Here is a 19,960-nt window from a genome sequence, read left to right on the forward strand (position 1 = left end):
CCGGCTTGCTTGATAATCCGGTTTTGAACGCCTGATGTTTCAGTCGATTTTCGCAGGTTCGGAATTAATGTTTCAATTGTTTAGGGTTGCCGTTGCCTAAAGATCGTAAAGCGCGCCGAATTTTGTTTCCAGATAATCGATCAGCGGGCGTGTGGACGGCGCCTTTCCCGTCGCCTCGGCGATCAGGTCCTGCGGCGCCAGCAATCTGCCCCGACTGTGGACGCGCTCGCGAAGCCAGTCGAGGATCGGCGCGGTCTCGCCTGCCCGGACCATGGCGTCGCGATCGGGCAGATCCGCCCGCATCGCCTCATCAAGACAGGCCGAATAGATGTTGCCGAGACTGTAGGTCGGAAAATAGCCGAACAAGCCGGCGGACCAGTGGACATCCTGCAGAACACCCAGCCGCGCATCCGGCGGCGCCTTGCCGAAGTCCCGTTCAAAACGCATGTTCCAGGCTGCCTCCAGATCTTCAGTCTCGAGACTTCCGTCGATCAGTTCGAGCTCCAGTTCAAAACGAAGCAGGATGTGCAGGTTGTAATGCACCTCGTCAGCCTCCGTTCTGACAAAGCCGGTTTGAACATGGTTCACCGCGGCGTAAAGCTCCTCCGGCCCGCGGAGGTTGAGAGTGTCGAAGCGAGTCTTCAGCGAGGGGAAAAACCATTCGGCAAACGGTTGCGAGCGCCCGATCTGGTTTTCCCAGAAACGCGACTGGCTCTCGTGAACGCCCATCGAACAATAGTCGCCGGCCGGAAGATAAGGGTGCGCCGCGCCCTGGGTGTAGAGAGCGTGGCCAACCTCGTGCATGGTCGAGAATAGGCAGTCCTGGATATCGGCCTCGTCGATCCTGGTCGTGATGCGGGCGTCGCTCACCGTGCCGCTGCTGAAGGGATGGACGGAAATATCGAGGCGTCCGGCCTTGAAGTCGTAACCCATGGTCTCAGCGACGAACCGAGCCAGATCGAGCTGATCGGATTCCGGAAACGAGCCTGAAAGGGCCGTCGGAGCCGGCTTTTCCTGAATGCGCTCGCGTAACGAGACCAGCGCCGGGCGAAGGCTTTCCAGCAAAGGTTCGACTTCCGCCGTTTCTGCGCCCGGCTCGAAACTGTCCAGCAGACTGTCATAAAGGCCGCCGTCTCCATCGGTCAGGCAGGCGGCTTCCTCACGCTTCAGAGCGACATTTCGTTTCAGAGCCGGCGCGAACACCGCATAGTCGTTTTGTTTGCGCGCTTCGGTCCACAACACCTGGCCCTCGGAGGCGGCTTTGGCGCTCGCTTCGGCAAGGGATTTCGGAATGCGGGTCGCCTTGTCGTATTGCCGGCGGGCCTCGTCCACGTTGCAGCGATCGAAGGGCGTAAGTTCCGCCTCGTTCAATGCCGATATCCATTCCATCACTTGCGGGTCGGACTGGCGCGTGTGAATGGTCGCGGCAAGCGCCCCGATCTGTTCGGCGCGCAGGCTCGCGCCCTTCTCCGGCATCACGGTTTCCTGGTCCCAGTGGCTTGTCTCGGCTATCTGCAAGAGCAGCGAGGTCTGGCGGAGATGATCAAGGACGAGGTCAAATGTCATGACCACGCAGTTAGACAGGAATTCACCGAATGGCAACCGACGCGTCTGCGCGGACTTCGTTCAGTCGGATATCCGCGCCAGTTCGGCATGGGCGTCCGCAAAGTACGACATTGGCCAATGGCGGGAGTGGATGTGCCCGGCGCCGTCGGCGACATTCCAGACGAGGGTCAGTTCGTCGGCCGTTTGATCGGAGAATATTTCGATCAGCGCATGGGCGGAAGGGCCCGTGAAAACACAGAGGTTCTGACTGGCGCACGCCTGCGTATCCAGGTTCCAGACCGGTTTGCCGTCGCGTTGAAGATACGCGCCGCTTTCCGCCGAAATCAGGTCTTCTCCCAGATAAAACGCAACCTGCGTCCCTTTGCCGTCTGCTCCAACCGTCGCAGACAGCGTTACCTGATAGGGTGAATAGTCGATGGCGTCGTAGGCTATAAAGGAATCGGCGAGACGCATGTAACAGCGCTGCTCTGATGACATCGCCTGCCCGTCTCCGGGATTGTCCGAAACCGGTTGCTTGCAGAAAGTTTCCCATTCATCGAAACGGGCGTGGTGATTGTACCTCCAGCCGACGTCATCTTCACTGTGTATTCTCTCCCTGGCCTGCCCAACTTCCTCCGAAGTCATGGTGACAACAGCCAGCGCTCCGGCAAGCAACGCCGCAGCGGCAATCGTAAACGGACGCATATCGTTTCACCGTTTTTTGTTACAGGTCGAATGCTCAGGAAATGGTTCTACCATCCTGATTACGAAGGATTTTTCGGTTCGATGGATGAAAATATGGTGATCGGTTTCCTGAATGCAATACATGTCAGAAAAACGTGATCGCCCTGCATCCAGCCATCTGGTCGCGCCGACCATCTCAATCTATAGTAGTCGCAAGGGTGAGCGGCAATTGACGGTTTTCGACTGCCCGAAATAGTTTTCGGATGTTATTTTCCGCCGAATACAATAATGGAATTGCATTAGCGACATGTCCAAGGCGCCGCGACAGGGAAACCCCCGCTTTCTGATGATTCTTGTGGCTGGCGTCCTTGCCTTTCTTCTCTACTCGGCCTGGATCGGCGGACCCTATCTCAGATCCGTTTTTATACGAGACTCGGCGATCACCACCTGGAAACAGCTTGCAACCGCGCCAATAGCAGGCGACATCGCTACGCCCTTGCCCGATATTGGAACACAGGTTGGTCCGGACACATCTGCAATTCTGATACGCAACGATCGACTTTTCACGCAGAAAAATCGTGTCGATGACCTCGAACAACGGGTCAATGCAATTCGGGAACAAATGGCCGAGGCCGGGCAGTTTCTCGATCAGTTACACGAGATGGAAAGCGCACGTCTGGGACGTCGACAGGCCTATGCGCGCATTTTTCGCCAGCGATTGCGCAGGGAAATCGCCGAACTCAAGCAGGACAACGCAGCGCAACTGACCCAGATAACGGTGCTTGAAGAACTGCTGGAGCGTTTGAAATCCGCAGGAAGCGGCACAATAGTGCCGCAGACGAGAATTGACGAAACGGCCCTGCGTCTCTCAGAGCTCCGCCAGAACCAGGCAAGCAAGACGGCGCATTTGGCCAGGGCCGTTGAGCAGCTCAAATTCGCTGATTCGGGGCATTACCAGAACTATGACGGCGAGGTTCCCGCCTGGGCTCTGGACGATGCGAGCGATCTGCGTCTGCAACGTTTGCAAATGACGATGCACAGGCAGGAGCTGGACTCTCAAGCGCGCTTTCTGGAGTCCGAACTTCAATCGGCGCGCGCAGACCTTGCGCGCTTGTCCGAAGCTGAAGTGCATGTACCGGCTGGCGCAACGATTCTCAGTATAGAGTCGAGAACCGGCGCAGTCGTTCAGCCCGGACAGGTGGTGCTCACCTGGGTGGATTGCTCGGAGCTTTTCGTTGACGTTCCGGTTTCCGATGCCGAGACGCCCCTGATCCATCCAGGCATGAACGCGCGCGTCGTCATCGAAGGTTCTGGCGCGCCTGTCGGGGCGAGCGTCATTCTCGTCCGCGGTTCAGCGGCGAGTCTTGGCCCTGACGACCTCGCCGCAATAGCCAAGGGACGAGACCCGGGTCGCGCCCAGGTTCTGCTCTCACTCGAGCCCGACGATCTCGAGGTTGAAACCTGCCCGATCGGCCAGGCCGCCTATGTCGAATTTCCCGATATTGGTCTCATCGACATCATCAGGGCGCGAATGAGACTATGAGGCTACTTTCTGAAAGGACACGCGACCCCACCAGGAAGGAAATTTCCCACGAACGGGCTGTCATATACTCAAGTCTGGCTGATTCTTCCGCCAGCCTGCTGCAGCTCGTTTTCGCGGTCACCACCGGTTCGCTAACGCTTCTCAGCGAATTTGCCCGTTCAAGCTTCATGCTGATGATCGAAGTTTATTCCCTGTGGCTGCTGGCGGGCATCCATCGGGGGCGCATGACGCATTTTCAGTACGGCGTTGGAAAGATCGAACAGTTTTCGTGGCTGATCATCGGCCTTGGCATGACCGCCAGCGGCGTCTGGGTCGCCGAAAAGGTCGTCCGTTCCCTCGTTGAAGAAAGCGTGCCTCCGACGCCGATGGGGCTGGCTTTCGCTGCAATCGTCAACGCCTTCAACCTGACGATCAACTGGGTTTCCCTGTTCGCCCTTGTTTCCGGCGATCGAACGGAAGAATCCGAAATCTACAAGGCGCAGATCAAATCCCGGGTCGTCAAATGCGCAAATTCCACTTTCCTGCAAATAACCCTAACAGTGGCCACCCTGGCGAAGGATCCGGTGGTCGGACTTTTCATGGACGGTCTCGGCGCTGCGTTCGTTGCGGTCATTATGGTGGTCAATGGACTCATGATGATTGCAAGGAGCCTCCCGGATCTCCTCGATGCGCCTCTGTCAGGGATTGAACTTTCACAAATTTCGGAAACGGTTCGCGCCCTGGATGCACCACATGTCCAGATACTTAATATTCGGTCACGGCGCTCGGGGCAGTTTCCGCATGTCGAAATTCTTGTATCGCCCGTCGGCGGAGATTCAGCAGGCAAACTGCTTGAAGAGATCGGGCGTCTGCGTGATGCGCTTCGCGCGCTCGACAGCCACATAGACGCGACTTTTGTTGTCGCGCTGCAAGACAAGGCTGCAACCTGAGCGGGATTAAGCATTGACAATATATACCATTATGGTATATATTGAGACCCTATTCCTTGTTCATCCCCTTAAGCCATCTTCAATGTTTACAACTCAATATTCTTTCGACGAATTGCCTGTGTGCATCGGCGCAACGGAAATTGCGCAGTGCTCCGGCACAGCCCTGCTTGAAGGCGAATTCGGTCCCCATGATTATGGATTTCGCGTGATTGGCGTTGAATTGCAAGGCAACCTTGCCGGCGATTATCGCGACAAACGACATGTCGTCCTGAACGCTGGATCCGACGACGCTCTTGCCCTGATCCTGTTTCGCAATATCGCCCGCGCAATCGAGCGCGACCGTTGCGCAGCGGACCATTACTACGACGAAATGAATGACCTGATGCACAACGCCGCTTAGGAAGCGCGCTGTGTCAATCCGGTCCGCGCCAATGCGGCTTTCGCCATCCTGACGCCTCATAGTTGGTTTAGAAACGAACTTCTGGATGGTGGCTCTGCGCCATTGTTCGGCACGGAGGCGGTTGCGGCGACGCAACCGCCTTTCCCGGTTTTAAACATGCGCGGACTTCCCCAAATCCACCAAACTGGTTTATCAGTCCTGCGATCAGACAACTATTCGCCGGGACAAGTCAGTATGCCAATTCCGCAAGGCCCCCTGAAAATAGCCTGTGTCGGCGAGGCCATGATCGAACTCCTGTTGAACAGCGACGGAACCGCCGCCAGTGTCGGATACGCGGGCGATACGCTCAATACCGCAATCTACTTGCGACGACAGATAGCGGCTGAAAACGAAGTGGCGTTCGTTTCCTGCATAGGCGCGGACCCGTTTTCCGAACGCATGGCGCATTTCATTGAATCACAGGGCGTCTCGACACGGTCCCTGGCGCGCATCAACGACAGGTTGCCTGGTCTCTATTCCATCAGCACCGACGAGAATGGCGAACGATCGTTCTTCTACTGGCGGGAAAACTCCGCCGCCCGTCAGATGTTCGCAGGAAGAGATTTCAGCACCCTGGAAAACTACGACGTCATCTATCTGTCAGGCATCTCGCTCGCGATCCTGCCGGAGGATATACGCGAGGCGCTGTTCCTCTGGATCGAGCGCTTTCGCGAGGCCGGAGGACTGTTTTCCTTCGACTCCAATTATCGACCGCGCCTTTGGGGAAGCCAGGATGCGGCAAGAAAAGCCGTCGCCCGCGCCTGGCGAATGGCGGATATCGCGCTCCCGTCCATCGATGATGAAATGGTGTTGTTCGAAGACAAATCCGAAACGCAAACGCTTGAGCGTTTGCGTAGCTATGGCGTTCGTTCCGGGGCGCTCAAACGCGGTCCGCTCGGCCCTGCGCCGCTCGGCGAGGCGGACATTTCGAAATGCGTGTTCAAGCCGGCGAAATCAGTCGTCGACACGACCGCGGCGGGCGACAGCTTCAACGGCGGGTTTCTTGGCGCCTTCCTTTCCGGCGCAAGCCTTGAAGCCGCGATGCAGGCCGGCCACGACCTTGCGTCACGCGTCGTCGGACATCGGGGCGCGATTATTCCGAAGGACTGAACGCGGCGTTCGTCACTCAATCGGTTCGAGACTTTCCTCTAGCTGCTCACGCCTGGATTCGTGCTGCTTGGGAAGCATGAACCCCTGGCCCAGTTCACTCAGCTTTTCGTCCGTGTTGAAACCCGGCTCGTTCGTGGCTATCTCGAAAAGCACGCCCCCCGGCGAGCGAAAATAGATCGCGAAGAAATAGCTGCGATTCTTGACCTGCGTCACGCGATAGCCGTTGTTCAGCAGGGTCTCGCGGACCTTTTCCTGTTCCTTGCGGCTTTCCACGGCGAAGGCGATATGGTGGACTGCCCCTGCGCCGGCCTTGGCCGGATCGGCGTGCGGCAATTCCTGTATGTCGATGCAATCGGCGCCATTGCCCTTCGCAAGCTGGTAGCGATGGTGATTGCCTTCCTTGCCCTGGAACTCATAGCCCATCAACTTCAGAAATTCCGCGGTCGCCGCCGCATCCGCAAGCCGCAGGCTGACGGAGTGAAGACCACGAATGCCGATGTCGGTGGAAAGGTCCGATCCGTCCCAGGCCTTCCGCTTGTCACGAGGGTTCTCGATGATTGCGATTTCCTCGCCGTCCAGCCCCTGAAACCTCAGCCGTTTCTGTCCGAAATACTCATCCGAGCTGACGAGCCTGAGCTTCAGTTCCTCGACATGCGCCTCCCAGAAGGTCCGCGCGCCCTCCGGCGCGGAAAAGGCCACGCAGCCAACCTCTCCCGATCCCATTCGGCTGCCGGAAAGGCTCGGAAAGGGAAAATAGGTGATCAACGTGCCGGGCGCGCCAATGCGCGTTCCGTAATAGAGATGATAGGCGTCGGGAACGTCGAAATTGATCGTCTTCTTGACTCTCCGCAATCCGAGCCACTTCGTGAAGAAACGATTATTCGCAGACGCATCGCGCGTCAGGGAGGTGACGTGGTGCAAACCTCTTACCTCTGAAATCATTTCCCCTCTTTCCGGACGCCGTGCATGTCACTTGTATGGATCGGTTGTCATAACTGTCGAACCGACAGCAACGCAAGCTGCAATACTGTAGTTATACCCAATCACAATTCGAACTGACCCTTTCCTCTCAAGTTCAGGAAAGACTGAAACCGCGTCCGCTGGACTTCACCGTCCGCCCCCGAGATGCTCCAGCAATTCGTCGCGCACGCTTGAAATATGTTCCCGCGTCAATCGCGCCGCCAGTTCGGCGTTTCCGTTTTCACAGGCCTCCAGAATGGCCAGGTGCTCGCGATGCGCCTTTTCAACGCCATGGGATATCGACAGTTGGGTGTCAACATATCGCTCCGTCCGGTCCAGAGCATTGTCGATCATGTCCAGATGATATTTCAGTCCGCTGTCGCGATACAGGCTGTAGTGGAACTTGCGGTTAAGCTTGCTCCAGCTTTTCGAGTCATCCGTGCGGCGGAATTCATCGCAGTAGGCGCGCGCCTTGGACAGGGACGCCGACGTCATTTTCGGAACGGATGCAGCGATCACCTCGCTCTCCATCAGAATCCGGAAATCGAAAATCTCCGAAGCCTCCCTGTGCGATATGCCCGCCACGACCGCGCCCCGATAACGCCGGTTGGTGACGAGTCCTTCCTGTTCCAGCTTCGAGAGAGCTTCCCGGACAGGGATACGGCTTGTATTGAACTGGCAGGCGATATCATCCTGCCGCAACGGCGTTCCATCTTCCAGCTCGCCGTCGATGATCGCTTTTCTCAGAGAATCATAGACGATCGAACCCGCGGAGGCGCGGTTACCGATATCGATCGATTTCAGCTTCAGATTCGACGCCATCTGCGGAGTTCCGGGGGTAATCCAAAGGGTGCAAATACCTGCGTCCATCACTATCTCACTTCCTCCAGATTGTAAATTGGATCCAATTTCATTGACCACTTAAACTGATGTGGTATGGAATTGTGGCGATCGGAATAGCGCGGCGGCCTTGAGCAGGCGGAACCGGAGATTCTCGGCGCCGCGCCCGGTTCGCTCAGAGCCGCGAATTTTCGATCATGATATAAAACAATAGGTTGCGCTGTATCTTTATCTCACTGAAAACGGGCGGAAAAAGATTAAACTTTCGCAATGCTAGGATTGCTGCCGCGGGCAGCCTGAAAGGACGATGAAATGTGGCAAGGCGTCATACCTGCGGTCACCACCAAATTCACCAACGATAATGGTCTTGACCATGCGGAGATGGAGCGCTGCTACGCCCTTATGATGGACGCCGGCTGTCATGGTTTGATAGCCTGCGGCACATTGGGCGAAGGCAACATGCTGTCGCATGACGAGCGGCTCGAAGTCCTTCACCTTTGCAAGCAGGCGACCGGCGACAAGCCCGCCCTTCTCACGATTTCGGAACCCGGAACGAGAGAAGCCTGCGACCTGGCGAAGCGGGCGGCGGGCGCCGGCGCGGACGGATTGATGATCGTCCCCTCGCCGCTCTACCACAGCGGCCGTGACGAGACGATCGCCAATCTCAGGGCGATCGCCGAGGCTGGCGACCTTCCTGTCATGATCTACTCCAATCGCGTCGGATACCGCGTCGACGTGACACCGGACATGATGGAGGAACTGGCCGACGACCCGCGCTTCGTCGCGATCAAGGAAAGCTCGGACGATATCCGGCGCACGACCGAGATCTTCAATCGTCTCGGAGATCGATACGATGTTCTTACGGGCGTCGACAATCTTGGATTTGAAGCCATGACGGCGGGCGCCGTGGGCTGGGTCGCAGGACTGGTCGTCGCCTTCCCGCGCGAAACGGTCGCGATCTACGACCTGATCCGCAAGGGCCGATATGCGGAAGCGCTCGCCATCCATCGCTGGTTCCGTCCCCTGCTCGATCTCGATGTTTCGACCTGGCTCGTGCAACAAATCAAGCTTGCGGAAGTTATTGAAATAGGGTCCAATGATCGCGTGCGCATGCCGCGTCAACCACTCCGGGGCGAACATCGCGAAAGGGTGGAAAAGATCGTAAGGCTGGCAATCGAAAGCCGGCCTGTATTGCCGCGAAACTAATCCATACGGACCCGCGGCAGATTAGGCGGAACGAACCTTGGCGCGGTTGCCCGGTTTGAGTTGAAGTAAGTTATGACTGAACTGGGCGAATCCAAACCGAACGTCATCGTCATCGGCGCAGGCATTGTCGGCCTGTCGACCGCGCTCAGCCTGCAGATGCGCGGGCAGCGAACACTCGTGATCGATCGCGAAGGCTTTGCGGCCGGCGCATCGAGAGGCAATGCCGGCGCATTTGCGTTCTCTGACATCATTCCACTCGCGTCACCGGGCGTGTTTCGCCATGCGCCCGCCTGGCTGATGGATCCAGGCGGCCCACTGACGATTCCGCCGGCCTACGCCTTCAAGATATTGCCGTGGCTCCTCCGCTTCAGTCGCGCGTCACGCCCATCCGAGATGACGCGCGGCGTCGCCGCGCAATCCGCGCTCATGAATCACTCAAAAAAGACACTTCTGGATTTCCTCAGGGACGCCGGCCTCGGGAATATGTTGCGGCGCGAGGGCAATCTTCAGGTCTACGAAAGCGACCGCGAGTTCGAGGCGTCGCTTCCGCATTGGCAAGCGCGGGAGAACCAGTTGATTCCGTTCAGGCACATCGAGGGCGTGGACGCGATCGCGGAAGTGCAGCCGGGCCTTTCGTCCCGGTTTACACGGGCGACCTTTTCGCCGGAATGGTACAGCGTCGACGATCCGCTCGACTACACGCTCAATGTCGCTGAAAAATTCCAGGATCGCGGCGGCAAGTTCGCCATCGCCGAAGCAACCTCCGTGACAGCCGACCACGAGACGGCGAGCATCCGCTGCGCAGACGGTCGGGTTCTGGTTGCAGACAAGGTCGTAATATGCGCCGGAGCATGGTCGCGACCGTTGGCGCGCTCGCTGGGCGACCGCATACCGCTTGAAACCGAGCGCGGTTACAACACCACCCTGCCGCCTGATGCACTCGATCTGCGAATGCAGATAACCTTTGGCGGACACGGCTTTGTCGTCACCAGGCTGTCAAGCGGAATACGCGTCGGCGGAGCGGTCGAACTCGGCGGTCTGGACCTGCCTGCGAATATGCGCCGCGCCGAAATTCTCTTGAACAAGGCGAAAGACTTCCTGCCCGGTTTGCGCATCGGGGACGGCGTTCAATGGATGGGGTTCCGCCCTTCCCTGCCTGATAGCCTGCCGGTCATCGGCATGGCCAGAGGCACGAACAGGGTCATATATGGTTTCGGCCACGGGCATCTCGGCCTCACGCAGTCGGCCGGCACGGCGAGCCTCATCACGGAGCTTGCGCTTGGCGAGCCGGCTTCGATCGACCTGACCCCGTTCCGCGCCGACAGGTTCTGAAGGAAACGCATGGCAAGTCACAGCTTCTTCTGCATCGATGGCCACACCTGTGGAAACCCGGTTCGCCTGGTCGCCGGCGGCGCGCCGCAATTGTCCGGCGCCACCATGCTTGAGAGGCGAGCGCACTTTCTGGCCGAATATGACTGGGTTCGCACCGGTCTGATGTTCGAGCCGCGCGGACATGACCAGATGTCCGGCTCCATACTCTATCCGCCCTGCCGCGACGATTGCGACGTTGGCGTGCTGTTCATCGAAACATCGGGCTGCCTTCCGATGTGCGGCCACGGAACCATTGGAACCGTCACAATGGCCGTCGAGCACGGCCTGGTCACTCCGGCTACGCCCGGGCAATTGCGACTGGATACGCCGGCGGGACGCGTTCTTGCCGATTACCGCATGGAGGCTGGACGCGTCGAAGAGGTCCGATTGCGCAACGTGCCGGCGTTCCTCCATTCGACGGAGTTGACGGCGGAGTGTCCGGGCCTTGGAGAAATCGTTGTCGACGTCGCCTATGGCGGCAATTTCTACGCTGTCGTCGAGAGTCAGAAAAACTTCTCCGACATTGCCGATTTCAAGGCGATTGACCTGATCCGCTACAGCCCGCTGTTGCGAAAAGCGCTCAACGAGAAATACGAATTCAGGCATCCCGAACACCCCGAAATCAGCGGTCTCAGTCACATTCTGTGGACAGGCGCTCCAAATCACCCGGAAGCCAGCGCCCGCAACGCCGTCTTCTACGGAGACAAGGCGATAGACCGTTCGCCCTGCGGAACCGGCACATCCGCACGTATGGCGCAATGGGCGGCCAAGGGGCGCCTTCAGCCCGGAGACGACTTCATCCACGAAAGCATCATCGGATCGCTGTTCAAAGGACGCGTCGAAGACCGGGTGAAAGTCGGCGCCTATGACGCGATCGTTCCATCCATCGGCGGATGGGCCAGAATGCATGGTCTGAACACGATATTCATCGATGATCGTGACCCATATCGCCATGGATTCGTCGTCGAGTAAGACCACAGAAGTCACATGACTGTAACATTTCACTACATATCAATGGTTGCATTGCGCGCCATATCTCCGCCCGGGCAGCGGCCCCTGCCGTGACGAAAGGTCGTCACACCGGCTCGCTGCCGCAACGGTCCGACGCAGCGAATCAATTGCGGCGCAACATGTCCCCACAACTGCGAACTTCAGCCTGCGGCCGCAGGAACAGAGGCGGATATCGACCAATATTTTATTTCGAATGAATATTTTTTGTGACAGGCAGGATATTTTGCGCCGCATCCGCGTCCCGTCTCTTATCCCATTGATTTCGAAGCGTTTTATTCGGAGTAACGCCCTAAAAACAACCGCCGCCAGATTGCGCTCGCATCTGTATCGAACGCGCGGATATCATGGCCTTTCCTGCATATGCGCTTATCCCCACCGGCGACGGCCGACATTGCTGGCGTATCGTTTTTTCCCATGGTATTCAGGGGGATGGCGAAATGGTGGAGACTGAACCCCTGTCAAAAGACATACAGCAACGGCGAGGTTATCGGGACAGTTTCCTGCATATGACTAGATTTGTTGAGGCGACACGAATGAATATTACCGGACATGCTAGCGCATGGGTTGCGGGCGGCGAACGCTTGCACACACAGATTCCAGCAGATTTGATCTATCGCAGCCTATCGACTGAATTTCCGCGCGGCTTTATTCGCTTTTCGGGCGACAACCCCTCTATCGCGCCATGACGTTCGCAATGCAGTTTTTCGAAGGGCCGGCGCTTCAACCGATATCTCCCATGCGGGAAATCGGCGCCTACGAGTCGCTCTGGCTCGAGCCTGGATGCAATTTCACGTCCATCGCCGGACAGTTCGCCAAGAACCCCTCGGCGCTCCCCTCGAATTTCGCCAGCCTCGAAAATCGCGAAGAATGCGCCGCCGGCGTTCTGGAATATTTTCGGCTGGCCGGCATCGATCGCTACGGCGTGCGAATCCATCGCGCCGGCGACTATCCCCAAAAGCTGAGAGAAGCGCGCACGCCAGTCGAACTCCTTTACTACCAGGGCACCTGGGAACTGGTCGAAACGGACTGCATCGCTGTGATCGGCGGCGAGAACGCTTCCTGGTCAGGCGTCAATCTCGCCGACAAGATGGCGCGCGTCCTCGCCATGATGGATTATACCGTCGTATCCGGCCTTGGAACAACCGCGGACATGACGGCTCACAGGGCTGCGATAGACGCTGGCGGCAATGTCATCGCCGTCACCAGTTCACCGCTCGGCGACATGACCGGCCTCGTCAGTCAGGAAGTCTACGAGACGATTGCCCGGAGCTATCTCATCGCGACGCCGGTTCCCGTTTTGCGCTACCAGAAGCGCAAACAGAGCGACATGAAATCGTTCAGGTCCCAGATGTACGAGATGATGAGCGCGCTGACAGCCGCAACGATCATCGTCGACGCGGAAGATGATTCCGATGTCCTCATCCAGGCAAAAGCTGCGCTGTACCAGGGACGCAAGCTGTTCATTCCTGATTTCTGCTTCCAGCGCCGGGACATCAGATGGCCCCGGTTTTACGAGGATCTTGGAGCCATCCGAATACGAGAACCCGCCGATATCTGGAGGAATCTTGAATAAGATCAGGTTCCGCGAAATCGACAGTTCCAATATCGCCGACTACGATTTCCTGAGGAACGACGACAAATGCCTCTTCCTCTTCGAATATACCTCCGGCAGTCATTTCAGCGGCGGCCAGACAAACCAGCTCATTGCTGATCTGTCGATTTCTCCGAAACACCGCTTCAAGCCGGCTTACGCGCGCAAGCAGGAAGCGCTGCGCAAATGCAGCGCCTATTTGCATAACGCCATCAACTGGGCCGAGATCGGGAAGATGACCTTTGTGCCCGTGCCGCCCGCGCGCGAGGCGAGCGATCCCGACTTTGACGACTACATCACGCGAATGTGCCAGAACATCCATCCCGACGCCGATCTGGACATTCGCGACCTCATCATAAAATCGCGCCCGGAGCCTGTTTCGGAAGAACCCCCGCTGCCGGACATTCTTCGCAATATCCTCGTTGTAAACCAGGAAAGGCTAAAGCCAGCGCCAAAGCAGATCGTCATCGTGGACGACGTGCTGAAAACCGGAAGTCATTTTCGCGTGATGCATGATTTGCTGCAGGACCAGTTTCCTGCTGCTCTGATCTATGGCGTATTCATAGCGAGAAGAATTGTTTCACAGATAGACGCACACTAATAAAGATATATTCTTCATCGATTTAAAGCTCTAACGTGTATCAGAAGCAAATATTGCGACCTCCCGGTATCTTGCGTTATTCACGACAATATGTTTCCTGCAAAACATCTAGTGAAGGTGGGCTTTGCATGATACTCGACAGATCGTCGGTGACCGAATGGCTTGAGGCAATCAAAGCCAATGGTCAGACCGGTCAGGAAGCGTTTGCGCATTGCGAGCGGCTGTGCCGGCTGATCGATCCGTCGCGTGAGAATCATATTCCGCTAAGACATGCGGCCCCTGCCTCCTATCCCGATGACTCGTCGAGCACCGCGATGGAGGCTTTCGAATCCTGGCGCCGCCGGATCAACGACCAAATTGCCGACGCCGGCGGTCAATTCCGGCTCGAGGTCACGGATCACGAGGGCGTTCCCTTCAATCAGGTTCTGTGCTGGTTCGAGGGCGAAGACCTGCCTGAAACCGCCGCCTCAGCGTCTACTCCGGAACCTGAAGTAAAAACACAAAATCCCCTGCCCCCGAAACACGTCCAACCGTCCAGCGCGCCCAAAACCTCGCCTGCCGTTTCGACGAAAGGCGCGATGCAGCACCTGACGGAATGGCTGTCGGACGAAGATAAGTCCCCTGTTTTGCTCCTTTTGGGCGAATACGGAACCGGCAAATCGACGCTTTGCCGTGATATTTCTGAACGCCTGTCGCGGGAGGATTTCGACTACGAGACGGTCTATCTGGACCTGAAGCAGGCGCGACAACTTTTCTACAGCGAGACGCCCAGTCTGCGAAGCCGCCGTTTTCGCGCCGACGACATACGTCTGTTGATCGATACGCTCGCCGAAATCGACGGTTACGCGTCCGAAGAGGTCTATGCGAAGATCAACGCCGGCAATTGCGTCGTCATTTGCGACGGGCTGGACGAGATCGGAGCAGCGCTCCACCCGGACGAAACCGCAAGCCTGTTTCAGGCGCTTGTGGCGTTTCTCTCCATCGGCGCAGCGCACTCGACCTCCAATCGTCTGCTTGTGTCTTGCCGCAGCCACCATTTCCGCAATAAACGCCAAATCGCCGCGCTGATCGGCAATTTGAAGAATGTCTCTGCGCCGGAGATCGTGTCGACCGAACTTCTGGAGCCGGAAGACCTTCGCGAAGCCCTGATCGAGCTGACCAGCGACGCGGAGCAGTCCCAACAGACGCTCCAGGCTCTCAACGGGCTCGCCGTCATGGCCCGGCGGCCATCCTGGCTGCATGCGATCGCACAGCGCCTGGAGGCCCTGGACGCAGAACGGCGAAACACCGGCTCCGTTAATCTTGCAAGACTGTTTGACGATCTGATCGACGACGCTCTGGCGGCGGAAGAAAACCGCCAGATTTTCGACTCGGACATCAAGAAGCAGATGATGGTCACTCTGGCCGGAGAAATGTGGGATTCGGGCCGCGCCGCCTGGTCAGCGTCGGAGCTCAACGCGTGGCTGGACGCGCAGTTGCGCACCGACGAGCGGATGAACGATATCTACGCCTCTTCCTACAAGGGCAAGGCGCGTGAATTGCTTTACGAGGATCTGCGCACCACGACGTTTCTGGTTCGTGGCGACGATGATCTCTTCCGGTTCTCGGACACTCCGATCAGGGCGTTTTTTCTCGCCGCGCATCTGTTCAAGTCAACCGGCGAAGGACGTTTCGACGCCTGGGAGGCCAACGATACGGACCATGACGTCCAGATTTTCATTACGGATCTGATCTTCAACAAGGCGTCGCAGAAAGAACGCAAGGCGTTTCTGCAAAGCATCGGGAAGATCCTGTCGGAACCCTACAAACCGATGTCGTCGGACCTCGCATTCGGCATTGCGCTCCAGGCTCAGGAGCGCGGCGATCCGGATGCGCCCAAGGGCGGCTTCCAGATGCCGGGCGTGGATCTTTCCCATCTCGGCAAAAAATCGCGCCTGTCAGGATACGACTTCGCCGGATCGAATTTTGCGGGCGCAACCCTGTCCAACGCGCACATAGCCAACGCCAGTTTCCGGGATTGCGATCTGCAGGGCGCGCGTTTCGAGAATTGCCGGTTCGATGAAGTGGATTTCTCTTCTGCGAAGCTGGATAAAGCGGCCATAACCGAATGTACCTTCCGGCGTTGCGAACTGAAGGACGCAGATCTGCAGAAAGCCACCTGCACGCAAAATCTGGTCGTCCATTGCGATGGCCTTGAAAAGGAGGCGCGCACGGAGCTGATCGCCGGCGGGAACAGCGTTGCGCCTGCAACGGCTGCAGAATGGCGCAGGATAAATGTGCGGCGCGAACATCTGGCGAGGCGTCCGGAAGCAGACCGCAACATTACGACATGCATCTATAGCCCTGACGGAAAACTGGTGCTTTCGGCTTGCGACGACGGCGCAATGCACATCTGGAACAGCGAGACCGGAATAGAGCTCGTGTCCCTCAAAGGGCATGCCGCGGCCGTCCGAAGCTGCGCTTTCAGCCCTGACGGACGCCTTGTCGCATCCTGCTCCGACGACGCCACGATCAGGCTGTGGGACGCAGGCTCCGGAAAGGAGAAAACCGTCTTTCGCGGCCATACGCTCGCTGTGACCTGTTGCGCGTTCAACAAGGCTGGCTCGCTGCTCGTCACGGGCTCGCAAGACACGCTGCTGAAAGTTTGGGACTGCAAATCGGGAAAACTCGTCCGCACGCTCGCCGGGCACGATGAAGCGATTACGGATTGCGACATCAACGCCGCCGAGACAATCATCATCTCGGCGTCAGCCGATCGCACTCTGCGCTTCTGGGACACCGCCTCAGGCGAGGAATGTTTCCCGGCCGGCGAACATGAAGCCGCAGTCATGGAATGCGCCTTTTCCTCGACGGGCGGCCGCGTCGTCACGTCCACGGAAGACAATCTGCTGCACCTGTGGGACGGCGCCACCGGCAAGGCCATCGCCATCCTTCCTGACCATGAGGACAGCATCACCAGGGTAGCGTTTGCTCCGGGCGACAAGTCGATCGTGTCCGCATCAAAGGATTCGACCATTCGAGTCTGGGACGCGGATTCAGGTGAAATCTCGAAAGTGGTGACCGACCACTCGTCGTCGGTGACCTGGCTCGATTTCAGCAATGACGGCAAAACCGCCATCACGTCCACGCAAGACGGCATGTTGCGGTTGTGGGACACCAAGACATGGCGATCGGTGTCAGCCTTTCCAAGGCAGGAGTCGATGATCCTCGGCTGCTCCATCAGCGCTGACGGCCACCATATCATTTCCTGGTCCGACACCGGCGTCATGTGCGTCTGGGATGCGGCGAGCGACCCGGAACTCGCCTGCCTGGAAGGGCACGTCGACTGGATTCACGCCTGCACCTTCAGCCCGGACGGCACGCGCATCGCGTCGGCTGCCCGAGACAACACTTTGCGTTTGTGGAACGCCGAAGACGGCAGCATGATTGCAGTTCTCGGCGGTCATGACAACTGGGTTCAATGCCTTGATTTCAGCCCGGACGGCACCCGGATCATATCCGGGTCCGACGACAATTCCCTGCGCTTGTGGGACGGGGCGACGGGGGATCCGATCGCAAGACTGGAAGGCCACGGCGGATCGGTCAACATCTGCGCCTACAGCGCGGACGGTTCGCGTATCCTGTCCGGCTCCGACGACGGAACCTTGCGGCTGTGGCATGGAACGACCGGCCACCAGATCGCCGTCCTGCAGGGACATTCCAACTGGGTCAGAGCCGGCGCCTTCAGCGAAGACGGCAAGCGCATCGTTTCCGGCTCCTACAACAATGGCTTGAGAATCTGGAATGGCGAGACGGGCAAGCAGATCGCGACGCTTAAAGGCCACTCGGACTCGATCACCTGCTGCAAATTCAGCCGCGACAGAAAGAAGATCGTGTCGGGATCGAATGATCGCACCGTGAGGATCTGGGATACGAAGAGCGCCACCGAATTGCTCGTTCTGGAAGGGCACGAAGCCGCCATCACAGCATGCTGTTTCAGCCCTGACGGTCTCCTGGTTCTGTCGGCTTCGCAAGATTCCACACTGCGCGTATGGAACGCCGAAACCGGAGAACTCGCCTATGTTCTGAGCGGTCATGAGGGCATCGTCAGCGATTGTTCCTTCAGCCCGGACGGAGGCAGGATCATTTCCTGCTGCGACGACAGAACGCTCAAAATCTGGGACACCCGGTCGGGCACGATGATCACCACCCTCAGGGGACATACAGGCTTTGTTAAAGTCTGCGCCTTCAGTCCGGACGGCGCGCGCATCGTGTCAGGCTCCTACGACAATACTCTGCGCGTGTGGGACGGCAACGCAGGATGCGAAATCGCAAATTGTCACCATGTTCCGGATGGCGGCCACCTCACCTTCTCACGCTCCGACGACTTGGTGCTTTCCGCCTCGGCGAACGCCTGGCGACACTTTGAATGGCGGCTGCCGGAAGGCGCGAGCAAGCCCGCCGTCATGCCGCTGGAAGCGGACCCGGAGATCGGCATGATGTCCGACGAGGGATTTCACAGGACATGAACGGTCCCTCTCCCGCACCCGCGGGACAGTGAGTGCGAACAATGTTCGCTTTCTTCAAGAGGCGTGAAACGTCAATAACGCAGTCCAATCTGGCGATCGTCATCCTTTGCGGTCTGTCAGGCATGACGGCGCTCTCCATCGAGATCATCCTGCCGACGCTTGGACTGATTGCGCGCGATCTCGATGTGCCTCCCGCCCGCGGCGCCTATCTTATCAGCCTCTACTTCGTCAGCTTCGGCGCTGCCCAGCTGTTCTGGGGCGCCCTGTCTGATCGCCACGGCAGGCTGCCGACGCTTTATCTCGGGCTTGTCCTGTTCGTCCTGGCCAGCATTGGCTGCGCGCTCGCGCCGACATTCGAGATATTGCTAGCCTGTCGCTTGCTGCAGGGTGCGGCCGGAGCCGCGCCCATTATCGCGCGCTCGATTGTGCGGGACGTCCTCACCGGACCGAAAGCGGCGCGCCAGATGGCGGTTCTGACGTCCGTGAGCGCCGCTGCGCCGCTCATTGCGCCTTCCATTGGCTCCGGCCTGCTGATCCTGTTCAACTGGCGGGCCTCATTCTATCTGCTGGCCGCCGTCTCCGCGATCTTCCTGCTGCTTGCCTGGCTGCGTCTTCCGGAGACGGTCGGCGAAAAACAGCCGAACGCGACGCGAATACCGTTTATGCTCGCAAGAGCGCGCATCCTGTTCACAAGCCGCGAGTTCGTTGTGGGAACGATGGTGTCCGCGCTGATGTTCGGCGCGTTTTCGACATTTCTGTCACTCGGTTCGCTCGTGGCCGAAAACTACGGCATTGCACCGGAATCTTTCGGCTCTGTTTATGCGATCGCCGCAGCTTTCTTCATAGCCGCAATCCTGCTGACGCATCAGTTTGTCGAGCGGCTCGGATTAAGGGGCATCGGCAGCCTCGCCATGGCCATCCTGTGCGTCGCCGTCGCAATGCATGCGGTTTTCCTGTTCTGGGAACCGGAATTCACCATATTCTGGGCTGCTATTGCGGTCTATCTTTTCGCCTTCGGATTTGTCGTTCCAACCGCCACGACATATGCGCTGCAACCTGCGCACAATATGACCGGTTTTGCCTCATCGCTGCTCGGATCGACGCAAATGCTGGTTGGCGCAGCCGCCGCCAGTCTTGCGACGCTGTTCTTCGATGGAACGGGTTTCGCCATCAGCCTCTCGATTGTCGTGTGCGGCGCAGGCGCGCTGCTGGTATTCGCGACCGGAAGAGTCATCAGCTACATTCATTGACAATTAAAAGAAAAGCTGGCTCTTCCTGTCTCTCGTTCAAGGAGGCGCGTCGTGTCCAACGCTATCAAGATCCGCGCGGCATTGGTGTCGGTTTTCGGCATAGTCGCTCTTGCCACCGTATTCTTTCACTATATGGAGGGGTGGAACTGGATTGATTCCTACTATTTTTCAGTGGTCACAATGGCGACCGTTGGATACGGCGACTTTGCGCCGAAAACAGATCCCGGAAAAATCGGCGCTACGATCCTGATCTTCACCGGCATCGGCGCGCTTGCGGTGCTGATAAGGCTGTTTGCGGATCAGTTGATCGATATGCAGGCGCGACGGATCGCCCACTCCGCCGAGCGTCACCCGCATCTGCACCGATATTGA

The 19,960-nt window shown here is 58.1% G+C and carries 17 protein-coding genes; 13 read left to right on the plus strand and 4 right to left on the minus strand.

Annotation, left to right across the window (positions count from 1 at the left end):
- Window positions 1-96: 96 nt before the first annotated feature.
- Window positions 97-1,566, minus strand: coding sequence for a carboxypeptidase M32 (locus tag K1W69_RS25175; protein ID WP_220231230.1), 1,470 nt, complete (start codon window positions 1,564-1,566; stop codon window positions 97-99).
- Window positions 1,567-1,626: 60 nt separating this feature from the next.
- Window positions 1,627-2,250, minus strand: a complete 624-nt coding sequence (locus K1W69_RS25180) for a hypothetical protein (protein ID WP_220231231.1) — start codon at window positions 2,248-2,250, stop codon at window positions 1,627-1,629.
- A gap of 286 nt (window positions 2,251-2,536) precedes the next feature.
- On the opposite strand from K1W69_RS25180, the gene K1W69_RS25185 reads away from it, so the two are divergent.
- From K1W69_RS25185 to K1W69_RS25200, 4 genes are all read left to right on the plus strand, one after another.
- The gene (locus K1W69_RS25185) at window positions 2,537-3,772 is read left to right on the plus strand and encodes an HlyD family secretion protein (protein WP_220231232.1); all 1,236 of its coding nucleotides are present in this window, start codon (window positions 2,537-2,539) and stop codon (window positions 3,770-3,772) included.
- Window positions 3,769-4,701 (plus strand): cation efflux transmembrane domain-containing protein, encoded by a 933-nt coding sequence (locus K1W69_RS25190; RefSeq protein WP_220231233.1) that lies wholly within the window; start codon window positions 3,769-3,771, stop codon window positions 4,699-4,701. The genes K1W69_RS25185 and K1W69_RS25190 overlap by 4 nt, the downstream gene beginning before the upstream one ends.
- A gap of 82 nt (window positions 4,702-4,783) precedes the next feature.
- Window positions 4,784-5,101 carry a hypothetical protein gene (locus K1W69_RS25195; protein ID WP_220231234.1) on the plus strand — a complete coding sequence of 106 codons (318 nt, stop codon included), beginning with the start codon at window positions 4,784-4,786 and terminating at the stop codon, window positions 5,099-5,101.
- A 234-nt stretch (window positions 5,102-5,335) separates the two neighbouring features.
- A complete protein-coding gene (locus K1W69_RS25200; RefSeq protein ID WP_220231235.1) occupies window positions 5,336-6,250 on the plus strand; it encodes a sugar kinase in 915 nt (304 codons plus the stop codon).
- 12 nt (window positions 6,251-6,262) lie between these two features.
- Here the strand turns inward: K1W69_RS25200 and K1W69_RS25205 are convergent, their stop codons facing one another.
- Window positions 6,263-7,192: a VOC family protein gene (locus tag K1W69_RS25205; protein ID WP_220231236.1), complete on the minus strand. Its 930-nt coding sequence runs from the start codon at window positions 7,190-7,192 to the stop codon at window positions 6,263-6,265.
- Between the two features lie 165 nt (window positions 7,193-7,357).
- Window positions 7,358-8,032, minus strand: coding sequence for a GntR family transcriptional regulator (locus tag K1W69_RS25210; RefSeq protein ID WP_258571355.1), 675 nt, complete (start codon window positions 8,030-8,032; stop codon window positions 7,358-7,360).
- A gap of 330 nt (window positions 8,033-8,362) precedes the next feature.
- On the opposite strand from K1W69_RS25210, the gene K1W69_RS25215 reads away from it, so the two are divergent.
- The 9 genes from K1W69_RS25215 to K1W69_RS25255 all read left to right on the plus strand — a co-directional run bounded on the left by K1W69_RS25215 (window position 8,363) and on the right by K1W69_RS25255 (window position 19,960).
- Entirely contained in the window at window positions 8,363-9,256 is an 894-nt protein-coding gene (locus K1W69_RS25215; protein ID WP_220231237.1) for a dihydrodipicolinate synthase family protein, read from the plus strand.
- Window positions 9,257-9,328: 72 nt separating this feature from the next.
- Window positions 9,329-10,588: an NAD(P)/FAD-dependent oxidoreductase gene (locus tag K1W69_RS25220; RefSeq protein ID WP_220231238.1), complete on the plus strand. Its 1,260-nt coding sequence runs from the start codon at window positions 9,329-9,331 to the stop codon at window positions 10,586-10,588.
- A gap of 9 nt (window positions 10,589-10,597) precedes the next feature.
- Window positions 10,598-11,599, plus strand: a complete 1,002-nt coding sequence (locus tag K1W69_RS25225) for a 4-hydroxyproline epimerase (RefSeq protein WP_220231239.1) — start codon at window positions 10,598-10,600, stop codon at window positions 11,597-11,599.
- Window positions 11,600-11,982: 383 nt separating this feature from the next.
- Entirely contained in the window at window positions 11,983-12,324 is a 342-nt protein-coding gene (locus K1W69_RS25230; RefSeq protein WP_220231240.1) for a hypothetical protein, read from the plus strand.
- An 8-nt stretch (window positions 12,325-12,332) separates the two neighbouring features.
- Complete coding sequence (locus K1W69_RS25235; RefSeq protein WP_220231241.1) at window positions 12,333-13,211, plus strand: DNA-processing protein DprA; 879 nt, start codon at window positions 12,333-12,335, stop codon at window positions 13,209-13,211.
- Window positions 13,204-13,830 carry a hypothetical protein gene (locus K1W69_RS25240; RefSeq protein WP_220231242.1) on the plus strand — a complete coding sequence of 209 codons (627 nt, stop codon included), beginning with the start codon at window positions 13,204-13,206 and terminating at the stop codon, window positions 13,828-13,830. Before K1W69_RS25235 ends, K1W69_RS25240 begins: the two co-directional genes overlap by 8 nt.
- A gap of 128 nt (window positions 13,831-13,958) precedes the next feature.
- On the plus strand, window positions 13,959-18,338 hold the full coding sequence (locus K1W69_RS25245) for an NACHT and WD40 repeat domain-containing protein (protein ID WP_220231243.1): 4,380 nt from the start codon (window positions 13,959-13,961) through the stop codon (window positions 18,336-18,338).
- Between the two features lie 41 nt (window positions 18,339-18,379).
- Complete coding sequence (locus K1W69_RS25250; protein WP_220231244.1) at window positions 18,380-19,588, plus strand: Bcr/CflA family efflux MFS transporter; 1,209 nt, start codon at window positions 18,380-18,382, stop codon at window positions 19,586-19,588.
- Window positions 19,589-19,639: 51 nt separating this feature from the next.
- Entirely contained in the window at window positions 19,640-19,960 is a 321-nt protein-coding gene (locus K1W69_RS25255; RefSeq protein WP_220231245.1) for a potassium channel family protein, read from the plus strand.

This window comes from Flavimaribacter sediminis (assembly GCF_019492055.1).
In the GTDB taxonomy this organism is placed as follows: domain Bacteria; phylum Pseudomonadota; class Alphaproteobacteria; order Rhizobiales; family Rhizobiaceae; genus Flavimaribacter; species Flavimaribacter sediminis.